Origin of the sequence: Nitratidesulfovibrio sp. HK-II (genome assembly GCF_003402415.2) — a bacterium.
Lineage (GTDB): Bacteria > Desulfobacterota > Desulfovibrionia > Desulfovibrionales > Desulfovibrionaceae > Cupidesulfovibrio.
In genome coordinates this window covers 561,690-585,275 of sequence record NZ_AP036014.1, presented here as the reverse complement: position 1 = coordinate 585,275, position 23,586 = coordinate 561,690, and the positions used below count along the sequence as shown (strand labels likewise).

General features: G+C 70.0%; 18 protein-coding genes and 1 pseudogene. 16 read left to right on the top strand and 3 right to left on the bottom strand.

Features of this window, described 5'->3' with window-relative positions; genetic code table 11:
* Nucleotides 1–57: 57 nt before the first annotated feature.
* Nucleotides 58–2,010 carry a selenocysteine-specific translation elongation factor gene (gene selB / locus RVX_RS02145; RefSeq protein WP_116306738.1) on the bottom strand — a complete coding sequence of 651 codons (1,953 nt, stop codon included), beginning with the start codon at nt 2,008–2,010 and terminating at the stop codon, nt 58–60.
* A 418-nt stretch (nt 2,011–2,428) separates the two neighbouring features.
* On the opposite strand from selB, the gene RVX_RS02140 reads away from it, so the two are divergent.
* A complete protein-coding gene (locus RVX_RS02140) occupies nt 2,429–2,824 on the top strand; it encodes a secondary thiamine-phosphate synthase enzyme YjbQ (RefSeq protein WP_116306740.1) in 396 nt (131 codons plus the stop codon).
* An 18-nt stretch (nt 2,825–2,842) separates the two neighbouring features.
* On the opposite strand, the gene RVX_RS02135 is transcribed toward RVX_RS02140, so the two are convergent.
* Nucleotides 2,843–3,835 (bottom strand): NAD(P)H-dependent glycerol-3-phosphate dehydrogenase, encoded by a 993-nt coding sequence (locus RVX_RS02135; RefSeq protein ID WP_116307789.1) that lies wholly within the window; start codon nt 3,833–3,835, stop codon nt 2,843–2,845.
* A gap of 344 nt (nt 3,836–4,179) precedes the next feature.
* Here RVX_RS02135 and ahbB point away from each other — a divergent pair, with 344 nt between their 5' ends.
* The 8 genes and pseudogenes from ahbB to RVX_RS02095 all read left to right on the top strand — a co-directional run.
* The gene (gene ahbB, locus RVX_RS02130) at nt 4,180–4,680 is read left to right on the top strand and encodes a siroheme decarboxylase subunit beta (protein ID WP_007526326.1); all 501 of its coding nucleotides are present in this window, start codon (nt 4,180–4,182) and stop codon (nt 4,678–4,680) included.
* A gap of 366 nt (nt 4,681–5,046) precedes the next feature.
* Entirely contained in the window at nt 5,047–6,324 is a 1,278-nt protein-coding gene (gene hemL, locus RVX_RS02125) for a glutamate-1-semialdehyde 2,1-aminomutase (protein ID WP_116306741.1), read from the top strand.
* 255 nt (nt 6,325–6,579) lie between these two features.
* A complete protein-coding gene (locus RVX_RS02120) occupies nt 6,580–7,839 on the top strand; it encodes a cobalt-precorrin 5A hydrolase (RefSeq protein WP_116306743.1) in 1,260 nt (419 codons plus the stop codon).
* Nucleotides 7,836–8,648, top strand: coding sequence for a precorrin-3B C(17)-methyltransferase (cobJ, locus tag RVX_RS02115; protein ID WP_116306745.1), 813 nt, complete (start codon nt 7,836–7,838; stop codon nt 8,646–8,648). The genes RVX_RS02120 and cobJ overlap by 4 nt, the downstream gene beginning before the upstream one ends.
* Before the next feature lie 303 nt (nt 8,649–8,951).
* A complete protein-coding gene (locus RVX_RS02110) occupies nt 8,952–9,344 on the top strand; it encodes a cytochrome c3 family protein (protein WP_116306747.1) in 393 nt (130 codons plus the stop codon).
* A 260-nt stretch (nt 9,345–9,604) separates the two neighbouring features.
* Nucleotides 9,605–11,188, top strand: coding sequence for a hypothetical protein (locus RVX_RS02105; protein ID WP_230404678.1), 1,584 nt, complete (start codon nt 9,605–9,607; stop codon nt 11,186–11,188).
* A gap of 581 nt (nt 11,189–11,769) precedes the next feature.
* The gene (locus RVX_RS02100; protein WP_116306752.1) at nt 11,770–11,976 is read left to right on the top strand and encodes a hypothetical protein; all 207 of its coding nucleotides are present in this window, start codon (nt 11,770–11,772) and stop codon (nt 11,974–11,976) included.
* Between the two features lie 132 nt (nt 11,977–12,108).
* Nucleotides 12,109–12,774: pseudogene (locus tag RVX_RS02095) on the top strand (ubiquinone/menaquinone biosynthesis methyltransferase); the annotation flags it as partial.
* A 448-nt stretch (nt 12,775–13,222) separates the two neighbouring features.
* On the opposite strand, the gene RVX_RS02090 reads toward RVX_RS02095, so the two are convergent.
* Nucleotides 13,223–13,429: a DUF2065 domain-containing protein gene (locus tag RVX_RS02090; protein WP_007526308.1), complete on the bottom strand. Its 207-nt coding sequence runs from the start codon at nt 13,427–13,429 to the stop codon at nt 13,223–13,225.
* Between the two features lie 281 nt (nt 13,430–13,710).
* Between RVX_RS02090 and RVX_RS02085 the strand changes: the two genes are divergently transcribed.
* The 7 genes from RVX_RS02085 to RVX_RS02055 all read left to right on the top strand — a co-directional run bounded on the left by RVX_RS02085 (nt 13,711) and on the right by RVX_RS02055 (nt 23,395).
* Complete coding sequence (locus tag RVX_RS02085; protein ID WP_116306756.1) at nt 13,711–15,027, top strand: nucleotide sugar dehydrogenase; 1,317 nt, start codon at nt 13,711–13,713, stop codon at nt 15,025–15,027.
* A 47-nt stretch (nt 15,028–15,074) separates the two neighbouring features.
* Nucleotides 15,075–15,308: a hypothetical protein gene (locus tag RVX_RS02080; protein WP_007526305.1), complete on the top strand. Its 234-nt coding sequence runs from the start codon at nt 15,075–15,077 to the stop codon at nt 15,306–15,308.
* A gap of 36 nt (nt 15,309–15,344) precedes the next feature.
* Entirely contained in the window at nt 15,345–15,494 is a 150-nt protein-coding gene (locus RVX_RS02075) for a hypothetical protein (protein ID WP_007526303.1), read from the top strand.
* A gap of 205 nt (nt 15,495–15,699) precedes the next feature.
* A complete protein-coding gene (gene mqnB, locus RVX_RS02070) occupies nt 15,700–16,419 on the top strand; it encodes a futalosine hydrolase (protein WP_116306758.1) in 720 nt (239 codons plus the stop codon).
* Nucleotides 16,420–16,490: 71 nt separating this feature from the next.
* A complete protein-coding gene (locus tag RVX_RS02065; RefSeq protein WP_116306760.1) occupies nt 16,491–17,486 on the top strand; it encodes a polyprenyl synthetase family protein in 996 nt (331 codons plus the stop codon).
* Between the two features lie 155 nt (nt 17,487–17,641).
* On the top strand, nt 17,642–20,152 hold the full coding sequence (locus tag RVX_RS02060) for an HDOD domain-containing protein (RefSeq protein ID WP_116306762.1): 2,511 nt from the start codon (nt 17,642–17,644) through the stop codon (nt 20,150–20,152).
* A 219-nt stretch (nt 20,153–20,371) separates the two neighbouring features.
* Nucleotides 20,372–23,395 (top strand): AIR synthase-related protein, encoded by a 3,024-nt coding sequence (locus RVX_RS02055; protein WP_116306764.1) that lies wholly within the window; start codon nt 20,372–20,374, stop codon nt 23,393–23,395.
* Nucleotides 23,396–23,586 lie beyond the last annotated feature (191 nt).

Here is a 23,586-nt window from a genome sequence, read left to right as displayed (position 1 = left end):
CCCGGCGGCGCGGGCGCCCCGGCGGCAGCCCCCTCGCGCCGCCGCTGGCCGCGCGGGCTATCGCCCCCGCAACTGGCGCTTGTCGCCCACGCGGATGGTCACGCGCTCCTTGTCGAAGTATTCCAGCAGCGGGATCACGTACTTGCGCGAAAGGCCGCCGGACAGTTCCTTGAAGCCCGCAGGATCGAGGTCGTCGTGGGTGTCGAACCACGCGGCCACGCGGGCCTTCAGGTCGGCCATCACCGGGCCGGGATAGTACAGGCCGTCCTTCACCTTCACCAGTTCCCCGGCGTCCTGCAGCAGCTTGAACACCGCCGCCGCCTCCTTGAACTCCAGCCCCAGCGGGTCCAGCACGTCCTTGACGTTGGGCGGGCTGCTGCCCCCCTCGGCATAGGCGGCGCGTATCGTGGCGCGCAGCCCTTCCTGGTCCGAGGCCAGCGACACCTTGTGCCCCGGCAGGCGCAGCACGTCGCCTTCGGCCACCAGTTCGCCCGACTTCAGCAAGCGCTCCACGATGAAATGCACCAGCTTGGGGTGCAGCCCCCGGCCCCACCCGGCGGACAACGCGCCGCGCGCCATGCCGGGCTTGAGCGGTTCGCGGGCGTGAAATTCCGCCGCGCGGGCAAGGCAGCCCGCCGCCAGGCGGCGCACCGTTTCCGCGTCCACGTAGGCACGTTCCTCGCGGTCGAAGCAGAATACCTGCCCCTTGGCCCCCAGGGATTGCAGGGCCTTGTCCAGCCGTTTGGACTCCAGGTTGGTCAGCACCGAAAGCTGGGCGAAGCGCGCTCCGGCCGACCCGGCCAGCCGCAGCAGGGACTGGGTGGCCGTCTCCTGCGTGGCGGCTTCACCGGCCTCGTGAACATCGGGCAGCCCCTCCAGCAGGGCCAGCCTGTCCGCGAAATCAGGGTCGCGACGGCGCAGGTCCAGCCCCAGCGGGTGCAGCACCGCCCCCCCCGCCACCGTGCGCAGCGGCGAGAACGAGCGCACCACGCAGCGGTCGCCCGCAACGCCCACCATGGGCTCGCTGAAGCGCACCTCGCACAGGGCGGTTTCTCCGGGGGCCAGCTTGTCCCGGTCGGGGAAGTAGAGCCGGGCCAGCACCTCTCGCGCGCCGTGGTGAAAGTGCACTTCGGTGCGGTTCTTCAGCGGGGTGGGCGCGGAGGACAGGCAGGTCAGCCGGGTCATCCAGCGCAGGGACGGGAACAGCGTGCCGGGGTGGGCCAGCACGTCGCCGCGCTGCACCTCGTCCACGTCCAGCCCCTGCACGTTGACGGCGGTGCGCCGCCCTGCCGGTGCCACGTCCACCGGGCCGCCGTGGCTTTGCAGCCCGCGCACCTTCGTCGCCGTGCCGCCGGGGTACAGCAGCACCTCGTCGCCCACCTTCACGCTGCCGGAGATCATGGTGCCGGTGACCACCGTGCCATGCCCCTTCATGGTGAACACGCGGTCCACGGGCAGGCGGAACAGGTCGCTGCGGCGCACCGGCCGCAGTTCGCGCTCCAGCGTCACCAGATGTTCGCGCAATGCGTCCAGGCCGTGCCCGGTGGTTGACGACACCGGAAAGATGGGCGCGCCCTCCAGGAACGTCCCGGCCAGGAACCCGGCCACGTCGTCGCGCGCCAGTTCCAGCCAGTCCGCGTCCACCATGTCCACCTTGGTCAGGGCCACCAGCCCGTGCCGGATGCCCAGCAGCGAACAGATTTCCAGGTGCTCGCGGGTCTGGGGCATCACCCCTTCGTCCGCCGCGATGACCAGCATGACGAAGTCGATGCCCGATGCCCCGGCCACCATGTTCTTGACGAAGCGCTCGTGCCCCGGCACGTCCACGATGCCCAACCGACCGCCTTCAGCCCCGGCGCCCGGCAGGTCGCAGAACGCGAAGCCGAGCTCGATGGTGATGCCCCGGCGCTTTTCCTCTTCCAGCCGGTCGCAGTCGATGCCGGTCAGCGCGCGGACCAGCGAGGTCTTGCCGTGGTCGATATGTCCTGCGGTGCCCATGACGACAGGCATGCGTGTACTCCTGCGGTCGCGCGCGGGCGCGGCCTGTTCTGGTATGTGCCGGGCGGAGAATCCTGTCTTTGCGCCGACAGCCGGGAGCTTTCTTGCTCGCCTCCGGCGGGCAGGGGACGATGTCCCCTGCACCCCTTCCATATTTCTGGTCGGGGCCGGGAGTTGGCGGGCGGCGGATGCCCGGCGAACGAAACGCGACGGCTGGCAGCCGCGCACCTCACTTGCCTTGCATCGTCATGTGGTTGTAGGCAAAAAGCAGCACGGACTCAAGATGGCCAGGCGGCGGGCACGCCTGCAACACGCCGCGCCCCCTGACGAAACGACGAAAATGCGCCCGTCTTGAACCAACGGTAGCCCCGCACGGCACCCCGCGCAGGCTTCCGGCACGGCCGCCCCCGCCAGCCCCCAAGGAGCACCCATGGAAACGCTGTCCCTGCGCACCACCACGCGCGAACAATTGCTGGATGTGACTGAAGAACTTCAGGAACTGGTGGCCCGCAAGGGCTGGACCGACGGCGCGCTGGTGCTGTTCTGCCCGCACACCACCGGCGCGGTGACCGTGAACGAGGCGGCCGACCCGGACGTGGCCCGCGACATCGCCGTGAACATGGGAACGCTTGTCCCCCGGCGCGGCGACTACCGCCACGCCGAGGGCAACAGCGACGCGCACATCAAGACCAGCCTGTTCGGGCCGTCGCTGCTGCTCATCGTGGATGGCGGGCGGGTGCGCCTGGGCACATGGCAGGGGGTGTACTTCTGCGAATTCGACGGCCCGCGCGACCGCAAGCTGTGGGTGCAGTGGCTGCCGGGGTAGCCGCGCCAACCGGACGGGTCACTCTTCCTTCAGCTCCCGCGTCATCAGTTCGCGCACCGCGTCGTGCGGGTTCGCGCCGTCGTGCAGCACGCTGTACATGGCGTCGGTGATGGGCATGTCCACGCCCATGGCGGCGGCAAGGTCGTGCACGGCTTCGGTGGTCTTCACCCCTTCGGCCACCATGCGCATCTCGGCCACGATGTCGGCCAGCGCGCGCCCCTCGGCCAGGCGCAGCCCCACCTGTCGGTTGCGCGAAAGATCCCCGGTGCAGGTCAGCACCAGATCGCCCAGGCCGGAAAGCCCCATGAAGGTGGATGCCCGCGCCCCCAGCGCCTCGCCCAGGCGCGACATTTCCGCCAGCCCGCGCGTGATCAGCCCGGCCCGCGCGTTGCTGCCAAAGCCGAGGCCGTCGGACAGCCCGGCGGCGATGGCGATGACGTTCTTCACCGCGCCGCCAAGCTCCACCCCGCGCACGTCGGTGCTGGAATAGGTGCGGAAGCCGGGGGTGGAAAACACCTCGCGCAGCCGCGCGCCCAGGTCCGGGTCCACGCAGCCCAGCACCACGGCCGTGGGCAGGTTGCGCACCACCTCCGCCGCGAAGGACGGCCCGGAAAGCACCGCGTAGCGCGGGTCCAGCCCGGCCAGTTCCTCCTCCACCATCTCGGCGATGGTGCGCATGCTCCCCGTCTCCACGCCCTTGCTGGCGCTGACGAACACCACCTCGCGCGGCAGCAGCGGCCGCAGGGTGCGCAACACGCCGCGCACCTGCTGGCAGGGCACCACGGAAAGCACCACGCCCGCGCCGTCCAGCGCGGGCTGGGCCGTCACGTGCGCACGCACGCCCGGATGCAGGGCCAGCCCCGCGAGGTAGCGCGGGTTCTCGTGGCGCACGTTGATGGCCTCGGCCACCTCGGCGTCACGCAGCAGCAGCCGCGTGTCGTAGCCCTTGCCCGCCAGCAGGTGGGCCAGGGCCGTGCCCCAACTGCCGCCCCCGATGACGGCGATGCGCATGGCGTCGCTGGTCATATGCGTTGCTCCATGGCCGGTATGGCGCGCTGTGTGTCTTGCATTCCGCAAGGATATGGCAAAGCGGGGCGTGGTTCAAGGCGGCGTGCGCCGCGCGCGGCAGACCACGGGCGAACACCCGCCGCATGCCGCCGGGCGACAGGGATACGGCAACCGCGTGGCGAATGCGTGACACACCATGCAAACGGGCGGCCATCCCCCTTCCCGCCGTCATCCCGATGGCAACCGGCAGCGTTGGCACCGTGCGCGGCACGGCCGCCCGCGGGTTGCGTCGGCCGGTGGGACGGGGTATCAGCGTGTGTCGAACCGCAACCGAACGAGGCCACCGCATGAGCCGTCCCGAAGAAACATCGCCCCGGTTCACCGAAACCGAGCGACGCATCCTGGCCATCGTGCAGAAGAACCTGCCCGACAGCGCCACCCCCTACGCCGACATCGCCGCCGCAGCGGACACCGATGAAGCCACCGTGCTCGACCTGTTGCGCCGCATGAAGGAAGACGGGGCCATCCGCCGCTTCGGCGCCAGCATCAAGCACCAGCGCGCCGGGTGGACCCACAACGCCATGGTGGCCTGGCGCGTCACCGAGCAGCAGGCCGAAGAGGCGGGCAAACAGGCCGCCGAGCACCCGCTGATCTCGCACGCCTACTACCGCCCCTCGTCCGCGCCGGACTGGCCGTACGAACTGTACACCATGATCCACGGCCGCCACGAAACGGAACACCTGGAAGTGATCGAACAACTGCGCCGCGAAACCGTGCTCGACGAATACGCCGTGCTCGAATCGCTGCGCGAGTTGAAAAAGACCTCCATGGTCTATTTTCCGGAGTAGGCAAAAACGTACGATCGGCTCTCGGCCTTGCCGCCTGTCCGATTCTTTTCCCCGCCCATCCAGTGAAACTGCCTTTCTTCCTTATACTCCGCGCCGTTCCTCCGGCGCGGATGGCTAGTGCGGGGGCGGTGCAAGGAATTACGATTTTTGTCCGCCGGGCAAGGCGGATCGGCATTTTTGAGCGGAACGTACTCGTGTACGTGAGCATCAAAAATGCCGAGCCAACGCAGCCCGGCGGCAAAAGGCGGATTCTGCTGGCAACGCCACCGCGGTAACCGCAGACTACGCCACCAATCTACCCCGCAAGCCACCGCACGCTTCGCCAACTACCGCCACCTCATTCGGCGACACCACGGAGAACGCAGCATGGACCACCGCTCCAAGGAACTTTTCGAACGCGCCCAGCAACTCATCCCCGGCGGGGTCAACAGCCCCGTGCGCGCCTGCCTGGGCGTGGACAGCGACCCCCTGTTCGTGGCCCACGCCAAGGGCAGCCACCTGACCACCGTGGACGGCGACACCTTCGTCGACTACGTCCAGTCCTGGGGCCCCATGCTGCTGGGCCACGCCCACCCGGCCGTCGCCAGCGCCATCCACGCCGCCGTGGACCGGGGCACCAGCTACGGCGCGCCCTGCGAGGACGAGGTGGTCCTGGCCGAAGCCGTCATCGACGCCCTGCCCGGCGTGGAAATGGTGCGCATGGTCAACTCCGGCACCGAGGCCACCATGAGCGCCCTGCGCCTTGCGCGCGGCGTCACCGGGCGCAACAAGGTGGTCAAGTTCGTGGGCTGCTACCACGGCCATGCGGACGCCTTTCTGGCCAGCGCCGGTTCGGGCGTGGCCACCCTGTCCATTCCCGGCACCCCCGGCGTGCCCGAAGCCACGGTGCGCGACACCCTGCTGGCCCCCTACAACGACCTGACCGCCGTGGCGGAACTGTTCGCCCTGCACGGCAAGGACATCGCCGCCATCATCGTGGAGCCGGTGGCGGGCAACATGGGCCTTGTCCTGCCGGCGAACGGCTTTCTGCAGGGCCTGCGCGACCTGTGCACCGAGCACGGCGCGCTGCTGATCTTCGACGAGGTGATCACCGGCTTTCGCGTGAACTACGGCGGGGCGCAGAAGCGCTTCGGCATCACGCCCGACCTGACCACCCTCGGCAAGATCATCGGCGGCGGCCTGCCCGTGGGCGCGTACGGCGGCAGGGCCGACCTGATGCGCCGCATCGCCCCCTGCGGCGAGGTGTACCAGGCGGGCACCCTGTCCGGTAACCCGCTGGCCATGGCGGCGGGCATCGCCACCCTGGCCGAGCTGAAGAAATCCGACTACGACGCGCTGGAGGCCCGCGTGGCCGCCATGGCAGGCGAACTGCAGAACATCCTGGCGGCCAAGGGCGTGCCGGTGCGAGTGAACACCCTGGCGTCGATGTTCACGGTGTTCTTCACCGACCAGCCGGTGACCGACTTCGCCAGCGCCAAGACCGCCAACGCGGCCCTGTACACCAGCTACTACAAGCAGATGCGCGACAAGGGCATCTACCTCGCCCCCTCGCCCTTCGAGGCGGCCATGGTCTCGTTCGCCCATACCGACGCGGACATCGCCGCGCTGCTGGACGCCGCCAGGGCCATCACCCTTTCGGCGTAACGCACCACGCGCCGGGCGCAACCCCGGTCCATTGCATCGACCACGGGGGTGGAGCCGAAGCCCGGCCCTGCCCCCGTTCCCCGTTGGGCAGTAGGGCCGTCGGGCCGTCGGGCCGTCGGGCCGGATGCCCCCGGATGGAACCGGATGGAACCGGGCGATTCCGGCAAGGGTCGCCCGCACGGCACCCAGCCGCCCTTCCCGAACGGCAACGGCTGAAACCTTCAGGCCGCTCCACCTCAACCCCGTCTGCCCGCCATGCCCCACACGCCCCCCCACGTATCCGCGCGGCTGCTGGCCGTCTACGCGCTGACCCCCGGCGGGGCGGCGCTGGCACGGCGCATTGCCGGGGCGCTGGGCGGGGTGCTGTACCTGCCGGAAAGGCTGTGCGAAGCGCACGTCGCAACGGCGGGCGCGGGCGGAGCGGACGCGGACGGAGTGGCGGACACATCAAGCGCCCAGCCCTTCGTCACGCTGGCGGAACTGGTGGCGCGCACCTTCCGGGAACATCCCGGCCATGTCTTCGTGGCGGCCACGGGCATCGTGGTACGCTGCATCGCCCCGCACATCGCCTCCAAGTCGCTGGACCCGTGCGTGGTGGTCTGCGACCAGCGCGGCGTGCACGCCATCAGCCTGCTGTCCGGGCATCTCGGCGGCGGCAACGACCTTGCCCTGCGGGTGGCCGCCGCCACCGGCGGCACGGCGGTCATCACCACGGCCACGGACACCGAGGGGTTGCCCTCGCTGGACCTGCTGGCCGCGCGGGCCGGGCTGTCCATGGCCGACATCGCCATGGTCCGCCACGTCAACGGCGCGCTGCTGGCCGGGGAAACGGTGTGGATATGCGACCCCGGCGACCGGCTGGGCCTGCGCGGCATTTACTCCGCGCCTGACCAGACCGAAGCGGATGCCGCAGGCGATGCCTACGGCGGCGCGTCTTCCCCCGCCCGCCCGGCCCCCATTTTCCGCTTCGTGGACGCCCCCGGCGACCTCCCGCCCGACGCCGCCACGGTGCTGGTCACCCCGCACGCCCACCTTGCCGCCCCGCGTCGCCTGGTGCTGCACCCCCGGGTGCTGCACGTGGGCGTGGGCTGCCGGCGCGGCGTGGACGGAGCGGTCATCGAATCGCGCATCCGCGAAACGCTGGCCGGGGCCAACCTTGCCCCCGCCGCCGTCGCCGCGCTGGCCTCGGCGGACCTGAAGGCCGACGAGCCGGGTCTGCTTCAGGCCGCAGCCGCGCTGGCCGCACCCCTGCATTTTTTCGACGCCGCCAGCCTTGCCGCCGTGCCGGTGCCGCATCCATCCCCCAAGGCCGCCGAAGTGCTGGGCGTGCCCGAAGTGGGCGTGGCCGAGGCCGCCGCCCTGCTGTCCGCCCGGCAATTGGGTGGAACGCCCGCCCTGCTGCTTCCCAAATCCGCCGCGAGGGGCGTCACCGTGGCTGTGGCCGCCGTGCCCGACGCCGATTCCGCCCGGCCCCGCACCCCTTTCCCACACGCATCCAGCGAGACCCCATCATGACCATCGCCCCCCTGCGCATCGTCGGGCTCGGCCCGGGCGACGCCGCCCTGCTCACTCCCCAGGCCCGCGCGGCCATCGCCGGTTCCCAGTGCATCGTCGGCTACACCCTGTACGTGGACATGGTGCCGGAAGAACTGCGCCACGGCCGCGAGGTGCTGGCCACCGGCATGATGGCCGAGGTGGAACGCTGCAATGCCGCCATCGACGCCGCGCTGGCCGGGCGCGCCACCTGCGTGGTCTGCTCCGGCGACCCCGGCGTGTACGCCATGGCCGGTCTGGTCTTCGAACTGCTGGCACAGCGCGGCCTGCCCCAACTGCCCGATCTGGCCGAACTGGCCGACGCGGTGGAGGTGGTGCCCGGCGTGCCCGCTCTGTGCGGGGCCGCCGCCCTGCTGGGCGCGCCGCTGATGCACGACTTCGCCTCGGTGAGCCTGAGCGACCTGCTGACCCCGTGGCCGGTCATCGAGCGCCGCCTGGAAGCCGCCCTTGGCGCGGATTTCGTGGTGGTCATCTACAATCCCCGCTCGCGCCGCCGGGCCGACCACCTGGAAAAGGCGCTGGCCATCGCCGCCCGCCACCGGGGACCGGAAACCCCCGTGGGCCTGGTGCGCCAGGCCTACCGGGCAGACCAGCAGGTGTCGGTGACGCCGCTTGCCGTCTTCGACCCGGCAACGGTGGACATGCTGTCCATCGTCATCATCGGCAACGGGGCCACGGGCATGGTGGGAAACCGCATGGTCACCCCGCGCGGCTACATGGATAAATATGCGCCCGATGGCGCGCGCAGGAAGGGCGAGGCAAAAAAATAACGCCGCGCCCACACAGGGGCTGCGGCGAACATCATGCAGAACCTGCTCTGATATAAGAAAAAAGGCGACCTCCATGGCTGCTTCGCCCGGAATGTTCCGGGCCGCCGCAGTTGAATCTCATGGACCGTCGCCGTCACCTTGTGTCGCACGGCACGCGCGACGCCTTCGGAATGGGACGGCGATTCCCCCTAACCCACCAGAGTTCGCGGCATTTTCCCGGCCCGTATTGACACCGCGAACGCGACCTACTACCATGGCGCTTGGGAAATCCTTAACATGCCTTGTGAAGGAGGTATTTCAGCAATGAAGAAAATGTTCCTCACTGGCGTGCTCGCGCTGGCCGTCGCCATTGCCATGCCCGCCCTTGCCGCTGCTCCGAAGGCCCCCGCCGATGGCCTGAAGATGGACAAGACCAAGCAGCCCGTGGTCTTCAACCACTCGACCCACAAGGCCGTGAAGTGTGGCGACTGCCACCATCCGGTCAACGGCAAGGAAGACTACCAGAAGTGTGCCACCGCCGGTTGCCACGACAGCATGGACAAGAAGGACAAGTCCGCCAAGGGCTACTACCACGCCATGCATGACAAGGGCACCAAGTTCAAGACCTGCGTGGGCTGCCACCTTGAAGCCGCCGGCGCCGACGCCGCCAAGAAAAAGGACCTGACGGGCTGCAAGGGCTCGAAGTGCCATAGCTAGGCGCTGCCGTCATTCTCCCGGCTTTCTGGGCCGTCCCTTCGGGGGCGGCCCTTTGCGTTTCCGGGCGGGCTGCCCCCCGCACGGCCGCCGCGCCCCGCGACACCGTGTCGTGCCGCACGCGCTTGCGCCATGCCCGCACCTGTGTGTAGTATTGATGCCTTGAAACACGCAAAGCGCCCGCCGTGGTCGCGCGGGCCTTTTTCCGGCAGGTGCGCGCGCCGCGCCGCAACCGTTACCGAAGGTTTGCCCAAGGGTCTGTCATGTCTCCCACCGACGATGCCCACCTGACGGCCGACGAGGACATCATCGAGCTTACCGACATCATCGAGAAGGGCACCGCGCCGCAAGCGCAGCCCGGATCCGATGCCGCGAGCTTCGAGAAGGAACTCGAAGACCTCTTTTCCGACGGCGGCGGTCTTGAATCGCTGAAGGGCTTCGATTCCCTCGACGCCGACATCCCGCCCCCTGTCCCTGCCGATTCCGCCGCATCCGCGCCCGACGACTCCATGGATGCGGGCCCCGGTGCGGGCCCAGGTGCAGACATGGACGCGAGCATGGACGCCGACATCGACGCCCTGCTCAACAGCATCGGCGACCTGCCGGACACTCCGGAGCCCGCGCCCGCGCCGCGTCCGGCCCCGGCTACAGCCGCCCACAACGACGCAGAGGAGGCCACCTCCATGTCCGCCAAGCCCGTCTCGTCCACGCCCTCGGCCATCACCGGACGCCCGGTCGACCCCGACGAGGAACTGCGCATGCCCGACATGACCGACGTGGACGCCCTGCTCGGCGACCTTGGCGCACCCACCGCCGCCGACCTGACGTCAGGCGGCGCGGGACGGACCATGGGCGACGACGACATCGACGACCTCATCGCCGGGCTGGACGCCAAGGCCCCGGCCACGCCTGCGGCCACCGCGCCGCCCGCTTCCACGGAGCAGGCCGCCCCGCAGAAACCCGCCGACATGGTGGACGTGGCCGACCTGGACGCCCTGCTGGAAGACATGCTGGGCTCCGGCCCCAAGGCCGCCCCCGCGCCGGAACCCGCGCCCGCCGCCCCCGAAGAACTGGACCCCTTCGAGGCCGCCCTGGCCGCCAGCGCCGCGCAGCCTTCCGTGGCCCCGCCCGACGAGCCCCCGGCCGATGGCGACCCGTTCGAGGCCGCCCTGGCGGCAGCGGCGACCGCCGCCGCCATCGCCGCGCCGGAATCGCCCAGGCCCGCGCCCAAGGCCGCGCCAGTGGCCGCAGCCGCGCACGCACCCGACGTGCCGTCCGATATTCCCATGCCCGGGGGCGCGCCTGACACACCGGATGCGCCCGTGGTCCCCGAGGCCCCCGAGTCTCCCGAGTCCCCCGAGTCCACTGACGCGCCCGATGCCGGGGACACCCCCGCCGGGTACGCCGCGCGCATCGAGGCGCTGGAAGGCTCCCTGGCTGCCCTGGCCGAGCGCAACGACGAGGAGCGCGCCGCCCGCGAGGCCCTGGAAACGCGCCTTTCGGCCATCGAATCGCTGGCCGACGCCGCGCCATCCCTGTCCGAGGACAGTCTGGCCGCGTTGCTGGAGCCCCTGCTGGCCCGCGAGGACGGCCCGTTCGCCCCGCTGCTGGAACGCGTGCGCGCCGCCCTGGTTGAAGACCTGGAGGCGCGCATCGAAGAGCATCTGGCCCCGCTGCGCGACCGCGCGGAAGCAGCCCCACAGGCCGAAGGCGTGACCCGGGCCGACCTTGACATGATGGCCGCCGACCTGCGCACCGCGCTGCTGGCCGAGACGGACAAGGCCGCGGCCTCCGCCGCCGCGCGGATCATCCGCGAGGAAATCGCCGCACTGGCAGAAGCCCTGTAGCCCGGCGGCCGCTCCCGTTCGCTGACGGCGCGCGCCCTGTCGGGCACGCTTTGGCGCGGGGCGGAACGTCTTCAGCACCATCTGCGCGGCCATCGCCAACACATCATGACACCCGCGGGGCGGGACCGGGACTTGCCGGTTCCGCCCTTTCGCGTGTCCGGAAGGCCGCACCCACGGAAAACGCCGCAACGGGCCGGGCCAGACTGGGCCAGACTGGGCCGGGCCAGGCTGGGGCAGGCTGGGCAGGACAAGACAGGCAGGACCACGGTCGGACCCGCCGGTTGGCCAAGCAAGCCCCTGTCACGGCAGGCACAGCTGCCGGAACCGGAATACCGGCCAGCGCACGGCCACGGCCGGGACCAGCCAGCCCGCGCCCGTCGAGGCCCGCCCCGGCCCCCGCGCCGGGCCTCGACGGGCGCGGGCCGCAATGCTATAGACGCCTGAAAAAAGAGGGATGGCTTACCGGTTATTCCTCTTTCACCCGTCCGGTCTTCGTCCGCCGTGGTCGAGACCATTCCCCCACGGGCGGGTTTTCCCTTTTCCCGGCCGCGCCCGCCGCGCGAGCGCCCAAAGGACCGCAGATGGACAAGATTCGCAAGGAAGCCCTGCAGGTGACCAAGGAAATCGTGGTCAAATTCATCGAAACCCAGCGGGTTTCCCCGGCGAGCCTGGGCGAGGTGTTCCCCTCCATCTACCGCGTGGTGCTGGAATCCATCGCCACCGACGGCGCGCGCGACGGCCAGCCCCCCGTGGCCCCCGCGCCCTCCACGGGCGCGGAGCGGGAGTAGCCGCGCATGCACCGCACCGCCGCCACCTGCCAAGGCGCCCCCGCCGCCGACAGTTCCGCGCCCGCCGGAAACGCCGCACAGGACGCCCCCCGCGCGCCCGACCCGTGCGGGCACGCCCGCAGCGTTTCCGGCATGTTCGGCCGCATCGCCGACTGGTACGACCTGCTGAACCGCGTGCTCAGCGGCGGGCTGGACATGTACTGGCGGCACCGCCTGGTGCGCCACGTGACGCCCGGCCCCACCGGCCGCGTGCTGGACCTGGCGGCGGGCACCCTGGACGTTTCGCTGGAAATCATGCGCCAGCACCCCGGCGTGCGCGTGCCCGCGCTGGACTTCTGCCGCCCCATGCTGCAACGGGGGCGGGGCAAGCTGTTCGGCGAAACGGCGCGCGCCATCTGGCCCGTCACGGCCGACGGACGCCGCCTGCCCCTGGCCGACGCCAGCGTGGACTGCGTGACCATCGCCTTCGGCATCCGCAACATCGTGCCCCGCGCGGAGGCCTTCGCCGAAATCCTGCGGGTGCTGGTTCCCGGCGGGCGGCTGTGCGTGCTGGAATTCGGCACCGGCAAGACCCCGGTGTGGCGCGGACTGTACAATTTCTACCTGAACCGGCTGCTGCCGCTGGTGGGCAAGGCCGTTTCCGGCGATGCCGGGGCCTACCGCTACCTGGCCGACACCATCATGGCCTTTCCCACGGCGGACGAACTGGCCGGGGAAATGACGGCGGCGGGCTTTGGCCGGGTGTTCCACCTGCCGCTGACCTCGGGCATCGTGCGCCTGCACGTGGCGGAAAAACCCCGCTCGGGCGGCGTGGACAAGCGGGCCGGTTCCGGCACGGCCGGGGCGGCCCCCTCCACCGGCAAGGCACGCGGGAAGGCAACCGTCGCGAAGCCCCAGGCAGCCCCCGTGGCGACCTTGGAAACGCCCACCACCGCCGAGCCCCCGGCCGCGCCTCCAGTCGCGGCTACGCAGGTCGCGCCCATCGCGAAATCGGACGCATCGACCACCGCGCCCGCCGTCACCGGCAAGGCCAGGGGCGGCAAGACGGCCGCCGCGCGGAGCGCGGTGCAGGCCACCCTGCCCGGCGCGGCCGCGAAGGATGCAACCAAAAAGAAACGCGCCACGGGCGGCGCGAAGGCAGGCAATAAGGCCCGCTAGCCCGGCGCGGGCGTGGCGGGCAGACAGGCATCAAGAAACGGACAGGCAGGCCGAAGGGAACGGACGGGCGAACCGGATCCGGCGTGCGTCAGGACAGGGCGCGCCGGGCCAGCCAGACCACCAGCACCCCCACGCACATGGCGGCAAGGCCCATGGCCCGCAGCACCGCCGGGGGCTGGTCGGACAGCGACCGCAACACGGGGCGCATCCGTTCGGCGAACAGGACGTAGGGAACGCTTTCGATGACGAAGGCAAGGCCTAGGGCGCAGAGCAGCGTATTCCAGTCGATGTGCATGGGGCCTTCTCACACGGGGGCCCCGCCCGTGGCAAGCCCCTGCCGCCATGGGTCGTGCGTCGGCAAGCGCAGGGGCAGGCCGCCCGCCGCATGAGGCAGGACGAGACTGAATGAGACAGGACGGGCCAGCGGGACGCGCCGGGACACGCTGGGTCACGCCGGGGCGGGGGCATGCAGGCATGCCTGCCCGGACGGCAGAAGACGACAATGAACCGGCCCGGAGCGGCATCTGGCACGCGCCAGCACGCCCCGGGCACACGATACCCATCCGAGAGAACGACATGACAACGTTTGATGCAATCGCGCGGCGCGAAACCCCCGTGGCCGTAGTGGGCCTGGGGTACGTGGGCCTGCCGCTGGCGGTGGCCCTGGCGCGCCGCTTCGACGTCATCGGCTTCGACATTTCCCAAGGCCGCGTGGACGAACTGACCGCCGGGCACGACCGTACCGGCGAGGTGGCCGACGCGGACCTTGCCGCCACCACCGCCCGCTTCACCTGCGACGGGGCCGCTCTGGCCGCCGCCGGGGTGATCATCGTGGCCGTGCCCACGCCCATCGACAGCCACCGCAACCCCGACCTGACGCCCGTGGAAAAGGCCTCCGCCACCGTGGGCCGCCACATGTCGCGCGGGTGCGTGGTGGTGTACGAATCCACGGTGTACCCCGGCGTCACCGAGGACGTCTGCGTGCCCATCCTGGAACGCGAATCGGGCCTTTCCTTCGGGCGCGACTTCACCGTGGGCTACTCCCCCGAACGCATCAACCCCGGCGACAAGGTGCACACCCTGGAAACCATCATGAAGGTGGTCTCCGGCAGCGACGCGCCCACCCTGGACCTGCTGTGCGCCCTGTACGGCAGCGTGGTCACGGCCGGGGTGCACCCCGCCGCCAGCATCAAGGTGGCCGAGGCCGCCAAGGTCATCGAGAACACCCAGCGCGACCTGAACATCGCCCTGATGAACGAACTTTCGCTGATCTTCGACCGCCTGGGCATCGACACCCTGGAGGTGCTGGAGGCGGCGGGCACCAAGTGGAACTTCCTGCCCTTCCGGCCCGGCCTGGTGGGCGGCCACTGCATCGGCGTGGATCCGTACTACCTTACCTTCAAGGCAGAGGAACTGGGCTACCACCCGCAGGTGATCCTGGCGGGCCGCCGCATCAACGACGGCATGGGCAAGCACGTGGCCGAAACCGCCATCAAGCAGATGATCAAGGCGGGCTGCCGCGTGGACGGCGCGCGGGTGGGCATCCTGGGGCTGACCTTCAAGGAGGACGTGCCCGACCTGCGCAACACCCGGGTGGTGGACGTGGTGGCCGAACTGCGCGAATACGGGGTGACGGTGCTGGTGCACGACCCCATGGCCGAGGCAGTAGAGGCGCAGCACGAGTATGGCCTGGACCTTGCCGCGCTGGAAGATTTCACGCAGCTCGACGCGCTGATCCTGGCCGTGGGGCACAAGGCGTACCGCGCCATTCCCCTGTCCGCCATGCGCGGTTGGTTCGCCACGCCCGACCGCGCCCTGCTGCTGGACCTGAAGGGCCTGCACGACGCGCGGACGGCGGAAGAGGCCGGGTTCTTCGCCTACTGGCGACTGTAACGGGGCCTCGCCACGCACATCCGGCCCCAAAGGACATCGGGACGCACATGCTAGCCAGCCAACGCCGCAAACGCCTGCCCCCCCCGCCGGACGACGCCATGTTGCGCGCGGCCCTGCGCCGCACCGCGGAAAAGGAACAGGCCGACGACAGCCTGGGCAAGACGGACGACTCTCCCACCGGCCCCGCCTGCGCGCTGATGCCGGGCATTCCGCGCGGCACCCTGCTGTGCGAACTGCCCCCCCGCGACGTGCCGGTGGTGCTGTGCTGGGACGACTGCTGACGGGGCCTGCAGGAGGCGAGTTCGCTTCTGCGGTCCATGCCTTCCGGCGGGCAGTTGCTGCTGGACATCGCGCCCAGCCAGATGGGCAGCGCCCGGCACATCGCCCGGGTGCGCCAGGCCGACGTGCTGGGCATGCCCTGCGCCACAGCCGACGGGCATTTGCGGTTGCTGCTGCGCAAACGATAGGGGCTGATTCCAAATTGTCCTTTCGCCCGTTGGCTGCGTCAAACTTCGCCTGCCATATCGGTCGAATACGACAAGAGTATACTCCCTCATGGCACGCTCGTTTTCCTTGCCAACGGACGAAAAACCTCATTTGGAAAACAGCCCCTGAGAAACGAACCAACGACGCATCCGGCGCACCCGCGCCGTTCATGGACAGCCTTCACGCATGACCCTTGTCATAGCCACCGCCACCACCCGTGAAATGAAGGCCGTGCTCACCGGCTTCAACGGGCGTGGCCGCGTGGGCTGCGCCCTGCCCGGACCGGGCGAGGCCTGCCCGTCGCCCGTCAACGGGCGCAACTGTCTGCTGGTGGTCACCGGGGTGGGCCCGGTCAACGCGGCCCTGTCGCTGGGCCGGGTGCTGGGCGCGCACCGCGGCGTGCGCGGCGTGCTGAACCTGGGCGTGGCGGGCACCTTCGACGTGCTGCGCGCCCCGTTGGGCAGCGCCGTGCTGGCGTCCGCCGAAGTCTGGCCCGAATACGGCCTGGCCGGTGACGACGGCGTGGACCCTCGGGGCATCGCCTTTCCGCAGGCCGAAGGCCCGGCGGGGCCGGTCTGGGACCGCATCGACCTTGCGCCGGAAGCGCTGTTCGGCCAGTGGCATCTTTCCATGCCCAAGGCCGCGCGCAGCGGCGTTTCGCTGACCGTGGCCGGCGTTTCCGGCACCCCGGCGCGGGCGGACGCCATGCGCCGCCGCCACGGCCCGCTGATGGAGAACATGGAAGGCTTTGCCCTGGCCCTGGCCTGCCTGCGCCACGGCCTGCCCTTTGCCGAGGCGCGCACCATGTCCAACATCGTGGGCTCGCGCGCGGCGGAGGACTGGGCGCTGGAAGGGGCGCTGGACGCCCTGGGGCGCCTGGCGCGAGAACTTTTCCTTACCGACTGACGTTCTGGACAGCGGCGGCAGCGCCGCGCGACATACCCGGCGGCCCTGCCGCAAGCCCTACGGACATTCCCATGCTGAAGCTCAAAGCCTATCTGGCCACGGAACTGCCGCGCATCAACAAGACGCTCGACGCCGAGGTGGCCGTGCTCCACCCGCTGGTGCGCCCCGTGGCCGAGCATGTGCTGCGCGCGGGCGGCAAACGGCTGCGCCCCCTGCTGACCCTGCTCACCGCGCGGGCGTTGGGAGCGGAAGGCAGCGGGCTGTTCCGCAAGAAATCCGGAACGGACCTGTACCCGCTGGCGTGTTCCGTGGAACTGCTGCACTCGGCCACCCTGCTGCACGACGACATCCTGGACGGCGCGGACCTGCGGCGCGGCCTGCCCGCCGCGCACACCGTGTTCGGCCAGACCGAAACCGTGCTGGCCGGGGACGCCCTGCTGGCCCTGGCCAACCGCATCGTGGCCCGCTACGGCGACGCCCGGCTTACCGAAACCATCGCCGAGGCCATCGTGCAGACGGCCACCGGCGAAATCGTGGAGATCGCCCACCAGCGCTCCACCGACCACGGGCACGACGCCTACATCGAGATCATCACCGGCAAGACCGCATGGATGCTGCGCGCCTCGTGCGAGCTCGGCGCCCTGGCCGCGCAGGCCGATGCGGAAGCCGTGGCGGCCGCCGCCGGGTTCGGCCTGAACCTCGGCATCGCCTTCCAGATCGTGGACGACGCGCTGGATTTCGCCGCCTCGTCCAAGGACACGGGCAAGCCCGTGGGCGGCGACCTGCGCGAGGGCAAGCTGACCCCGCCGCTGATCTACTACCTTGAAACCCTTTCTCCGCAGGAACGCGACGACTTCGTGACGCGCTTCCGGCAGGGAACCTTCGACGACGCCTCGGTGGCCGCCGTCACCGCCGACCTGCGCGCGCGCGGCTGCGACGCGAAAGCCCGCGAACTGGCCGGAACGTACCTGGACAAGGCGGCGGCGTGCCTTGATGCATTGCCCGACACCCCGGAACGTCGTATCCTGCGGCAAAGCATCGACTACGTCCTGAATCGCGGCGCATAGCGCACCCCGCGCCGCCGCTGGGCCACACGGCCCCGACCACGCGGCCGGACCACACGGCGGGGCCACTTGACCGAACCAGCGTGGCCGACTCGCGGTTCGCCGCATGCCCCGCGCGCCACGCCATGCTCCACGCAACCCCACAGCCGGAGGGGCGCATGAATGTTCCGCAGGGTCGGCCGCTTGCCGACGAAGAAGCCATCAACCGCTGCCTGCAACTCACCTTTCCCCCGGTCATGGTGCAACTGGTGCAGGCGCTGGTGGCGCCGTTCCCGGAATTTTCCACCATCGCCCGCATCCTGGCCATGGACCCCATGCTGGCCGCCGCCGTGCTGAACCTGGTCAACTCGCCGTACTACGGCCTGGGCACCAAGGTGGCGGACTTGCAACGCGCCGCCACCGTGCTGGGCACCCGCGAAATCCTCAAGCTGGCCCTGTCGCTGTCGTTCCAGAAACGGGTGAGCAGCGAGCTGAAGCGCCCCCAGCAGGCCATGTACCAGGACTGGCGGCTGGTGGTCTGGTCGTCCATCGCGGCGGAGCAGATCGCCCTGCGCGTGCAGCCCGACATGGCCCACCTGGCCTATCTCGCGTCCCTGCTGAAAGACCTTGCCCTGTTCATGCACCTGTGCTCCGCCGACGAAGACCCGGTGCTGAGCGGCAAGGCCTGCATCACCAGCCTGGAACGCGACCAGCTTTCGCTGGAAAACACCTGCTGGGGCGCGGACCACGCGGCCATGGCCCGCAACATCATCCACAGGTGGGGGCTGCCCGAGGCCATCGCCGAAGCCATCGCCAACCACCACGATCTGGACGGCGTGCCCCACCACCCGCCGCTGACCCAGGCGGTGATCCTGGGCACCCAGTGGGCCGACCTGCTGCACGGCCAGGCCACCCACCCCGCGCTGATCATCCAGTTCGAGATGCTGCTGCGCGCCCGCCTCGCGCTGGACGACCAGGCTCTGGAAAACCTGCGCGAATCCTGCGCCCAGCGCTTCAAGTCCATGCTGGCGCAACTGGCCATCCAGGACCGCCCGGTGGGGGCGCGGCTGTACGAACAGTCGCTGGAAACGCTGCAATCCTTCTATTTCCTGGGGGCGGAACTGTCGCACGTGGCCGGGGGGCTGCCCTCGCTGGCCGCCACCCTGGGTCGGCAGCTGCGCTGGTACTGGAACGTGCAGCGCTGGGAAGTGGCGCTGCGCGTGCCGGGCGGCGAAGACTATCTGCTGTTCAGCGCGGACGAAACCACCCCCACCCCGCGCCAGGCCGGTCCCGGCCCCTTCGCGCAACTGCCGTGGCAATCCGGGCAGGAACGGGTGCCCCTGTCCGCCTCCGGCACCGACTGGGGCCAGCTGCGCCTGCCCAAGGACGCCCTGCCGCCGGCCCGCAAGTCTGCCCTGCTGGTGTATTGCCACTTCATGGCCATGGCGCTGGAAAACTACTACCGCCAGCAGGCCGTGCTGGAAGCCAAGGCCGACACCCTGGACGCGCTGCCCCTGGGCGTGGCCCGACTGGACCGCGAAGGCCTGCTGGTGGAGGCCAACCGGCGCTTCCTGGACTACGTGGGCCGCGACGAACTGGCCCCCCGCACGCCGGTGCGCCCCCTGCTGGCCGAGGCCCTTGGCTTCGACTTCGGCCCCGAATGGCAGACCTTCACCGCCGACGACGGCCCCGCCTTCATCAGCCGCCTGTTCTGCCCCTCCGGCGCGGCGAGCGCGCGCACGGAGACCCCGTGCGCCTACGTTTCGCTGCACCGCCGCCGCGACGCCACCCACGACGACGCCCTGCTGCTCATCGAGGACGTGACGGAAATCTCCGACGTGGACGTGCAGAACCTGCGCCAGCGCGACTTTCTGGAACGGCTGCTGGACTCCATGCAGGAAATCGTGCTCACCGTGGACCGGGCGGGCCTGGTCTCGTGGGCGTCACGCCGCTGCGCGGGCCTGCGGGGCAAGAACCTGTTCGCGGTCTCGCGCCCCACGGCCACCTTCACCGAGGCATGGGACACGGCCTACCTGTCCGGCGCGTCGCCAGCCGCGCCGGTGGAAGCGGTGCTGGAACTGGGCGACGGCAGCATGGGCCTGTTCGAACTGGTCTTTTCCGCGCTGGATTCGCGCGAGCACGATGGCCCGGCCTTCCTGGTGGTGGGACGCGACCTGACCAGCATCCGCCGTCTGGAGGAAAAGGTGAAGCAGCAGGCCATGTACGATGGCCTGACCGGGCTGTTCAACCATTCGCAGTTCCACATGATCCTGGAACGCGAGATGGAGCGCAGCCGCCGCACCGGCCGCCAGCTGGGGCTGATCTTCTTCGACCTCGACCGCTTCAAGTCCATCAACGACACCTACGGGCACCAGGCGGGCGACACCGTGCTGCGCCGGGTGGCCGCGGGCATCAGCGCGGTGGTGCGCAAGGGCATGGACTTTCCCTGCCGCTACGGCGGCGACGAATTCGCCGTGGTGGTCACCGAGGTCTCGCCCGAGGCCATGGAAGGGCTTGCCAAGCGCATTCGCGAGGGCGTGGTGACCAGTTGCAAGGGCGCGGTGGACCTGAGCATGGGCCTTGCCCTGCTGACCCCCTCCGACACGGGCGAAAGCCTGGTCCAGCGGGCCGACCGGGCCAGCTACACCGCCAAGAAGATGGACGGCGTGAAGGTGCGCTGGGCGGAATAGGCAGCCGCGCCCGCCGCCATCCGGAACATCACGGGACACCAGGCGGCATGTACGGAAACCATCCGTGCATGCCGCCGCGCCGTACACGCCCCGCGCGGCCCTGGCATCCCGCCTCCATCCCCCGCGCCACGAGCCCCCTTCACGTATTTGCAAACCACGCCGTTTGCCTTTATGGAGAGCCAACCGCTCGCCACCCCCAAACACCCTCAGGAGTCAGTCATGCTTCGGCGCATAGAAGTTGGGCTTCGGCCGCAGGTCACCGATACCGTGGGCCGCAACGTCGCCGCCAAGATCCGGGCCTCGCTGGGCCTGAACGTGGAGTCCGTGCGCCTCGTCAGGGTGTTCACCGTGGATGGCCTTTCCGGCGACGATCTCGCCCGCATGGTGGCCCAGGGCGTGCTGCACGACCCCGTGCTGCAGGACGCCGCGCTGGACCTGCTGCCCGCCCCGCAGGGCGCGGCCCCGGCCGACTGGGTGCTGGAAGTGGGCTTTCGCCCCGGCGTCACCGACAACGAGGGCCGCACCGCCCGCGACACCCTGGCCCTGGTGCTGAACGCCGACCGCCGGTCCATCGCCGTGTACACCTCGGCCCAGTTCCACGTGACCTGCGCCAAGGACGCGCCCCTGTCCCGCGCGGACATGGAGCACATCGCCCGCGACCTGCTGGCCAACGAGCTCATCCAGCGCTTCATGCTGAAAAGCCGCGACGAATGGGCCGCCGAACCCGGCTTCGTCCCGCAGGCCGCGCAGGTGACCGGGGCATCGAGCGACGAGGTGGCCATCATCCCGCTGTCCTCCATGGACGACGCGGCCATGCTGGCCTTCAGCCGCGAGAACACCCTGGCCCTCAGCCTGGAAGAGCTGCACGCCATCCGCGCCTACTACGCGGACCCCGCCGTGCGCGAAGGCCGCGCCGCCATGGGCCTGCCCGCGGACCCCACCGACGCGGAAATCGAGGTGCTGGCCCAGACCTGGTCCGAGCACTGCAAGCACAAGATATTTTCCGCCCGCATCGACTACGAGAACCGCGAAACGGGCCGCCGCGAGGTGGTGGACAGCCTGTACAAGACGTACATCCAGGGTTCCACCAAGACCATCCGCCAGCGCCTTGGCGAGCGCGACTTCTGCCGCTCGGTGTTCAAGGACAACGCCGGGGTCATCGCCTTCAACGACACCCACGACGTGTGCATCAAGGTGGAGACCCACAACAGCCCCTCGGCGCTGGACCCTTACGGCGGCGCGCTGACCGGCATCGTGGGCGTGAACCGCGACCCCATGGGCACCGGCCTTGGCGCGGAACTGTTGTGCAACACCGACGTGTTCTGCTTTGCCTCGCCCTTCCACGAAGGGGAGCTGCCCCCCCGCCTGCTGCACCCGCGCCGGGTCATGGAAGGCGTGCGCGAAGGGGTGGAGCACGGCGGCAACAAGTCGGGCATCCCCACCGTCAACGGCTCCATCGTGTTCGACGAACGCTACCTGGGCAAGCCGCTGGTGTACTGCGGCACCGTGGGCATGCTGCCCAAGGAGATTCACGGCCGCCCCGGCTGGTACAAGAAGGCCCTGCCCGGCGACATCATCGTCATGGCGGGCGGGCGCATCGGCAAGGACGGCATCCACGGCGCCACCTTCTCGTCGGAAGAACTGCACGAAGGCTCACCGGCCACGGCCGTGCAGATCGGCGACCCCATCACCCAGCGCAAGATGTACGACTGCATCATGCGCGCCCGCGACATGGGCCTGTACAACGCCATCACCGACAACGGCGCGGGGGGCCTGTCCTCGTCCGTGGGCGAAATGGCCGGGGATACCGGCGGCTGCCGCCTGGACCTTTCGCGCGCCCCGCTGAAGTACGACGGCCTGCGCCCGTGGGAAATCCTGCTGTCCGAGGCGCAGGAGCGCATGACCCTGGCCGTGCCGCCGGAAAAGCTGGATGCCTTCCTGGCCCTGGCCAAAGAGATGGATGTGGAGCTCACCCCGCTGGGCGAGTTCACCGATTCGGGCCGCTTCCACGTGGTCTACGGCGACCGGCAGGTGGCCTGCCTGGACATGGACTTTCTGCATGACGGGGTGCCTCAGATGCAGCTTTCCGCCGTGTGGGAACGCCCGTCCATCGCCCCCGAGTGCGAATGCAGGCTGAACCCGGCCCCCGCCGAACAGGGCCCGCTGCTGCACGCCATGCTGGGCCGCCTGAACATCTGCAGCAAGGAATACCTGATCCGCCAGTACGACCACGAGGTGAAGGGCGGCAGCGTGGTGAAGCCCCTCGTCGGGGTCAAGCGCGACGGTCCGGCGGACGCCGCCGTGGTGCGCCCCCTGCTGGACAGCCAGGCGGGCATAGTGCTTTCGCACGGCATCTGCCCAAAGTTCAGCGACTACGACACCTACTGGATGATGGCCAACGCCATCGACGAGGCGGTGCGCAACGCCGTGGCCGTGGGCGGCGACCCCGACCGCATGGCCGGCACCGACAACTTCTGCTGGTGCGACCCGGTGCAGTCGGAAAAGACCCCCGACGGCCAGTACAAGCTGGCCCAGCTGGTGCGCGCCAACCAGGCCCTGGCCCACTTCTGCCTTGCCTACGGGGTGCCCTGCGTTTCCGGCAAGGACTCCATGAAGAACGACTACTTCGGCGGCGGGGTGAAGATTTCCATCCCGCCCACGGTGCTGTACTCGGTGCTGGGCGTCATGGATGACGTGAACCGGGCCGTCACCTCCGACTTCAAGCGGCCCGGCGACAAGGTGTACCTGCTGGGCGACACCTTGCGCGAACTGGGCGGCAGCGAAGTCGCCGACCAGTTGAACACCGTGGGCGCGCATGTGCCGCAGGTGGACGCCCTGGCCGCCATGGACCGTTACCGCGCCCTGCACGGGGCCATCAACGCGGGCCTCGTGACCGCCTGTCACGACCTGTCCGACGGCGGCCTTGCCGTGGCCCTGGCCGAAATGGCCGTGGGCGGACGGCTGGGCGCGCGCTGCGACATCGCGGCAGTACCCGCGCCCTCGCATGGCGGCGCAATGACGCCCACGGAACTGCTGTACTCCGAATCGGCCAGCCGCCTGCTGGTCACCGTGAAGCCCGAGAACGCCGCCGCCTTCGAGGCGCGCTTCGCCCGTTCCGCCTGCGCCTGCATCGGCGAGGTGACGGCGGACGCCACCCTCACCGTCACGGCGGCGGGCGCGCCCCTGCTGGCGGAAGGCGTGGAGGGCCTGGCCCGGTCGTTCAAGGCCACCTTTGATTGGTAGCAATACCCCGAAAACACGTGCTTTCCAAAACGGGGCGGGCTGCATGGTCCGCCCCGTTTCGCGTGGTTGCCGCGCAAAGATGCCGACCGGGCGCGATTTTGCGGTGGCGTACCGCAGAAAAGCGTGCCATTCTGATGGCAGGTTCCAACGGCCGCAGACCGGCCGACAAGCCTTCCGTGCCCGGAGTCGCC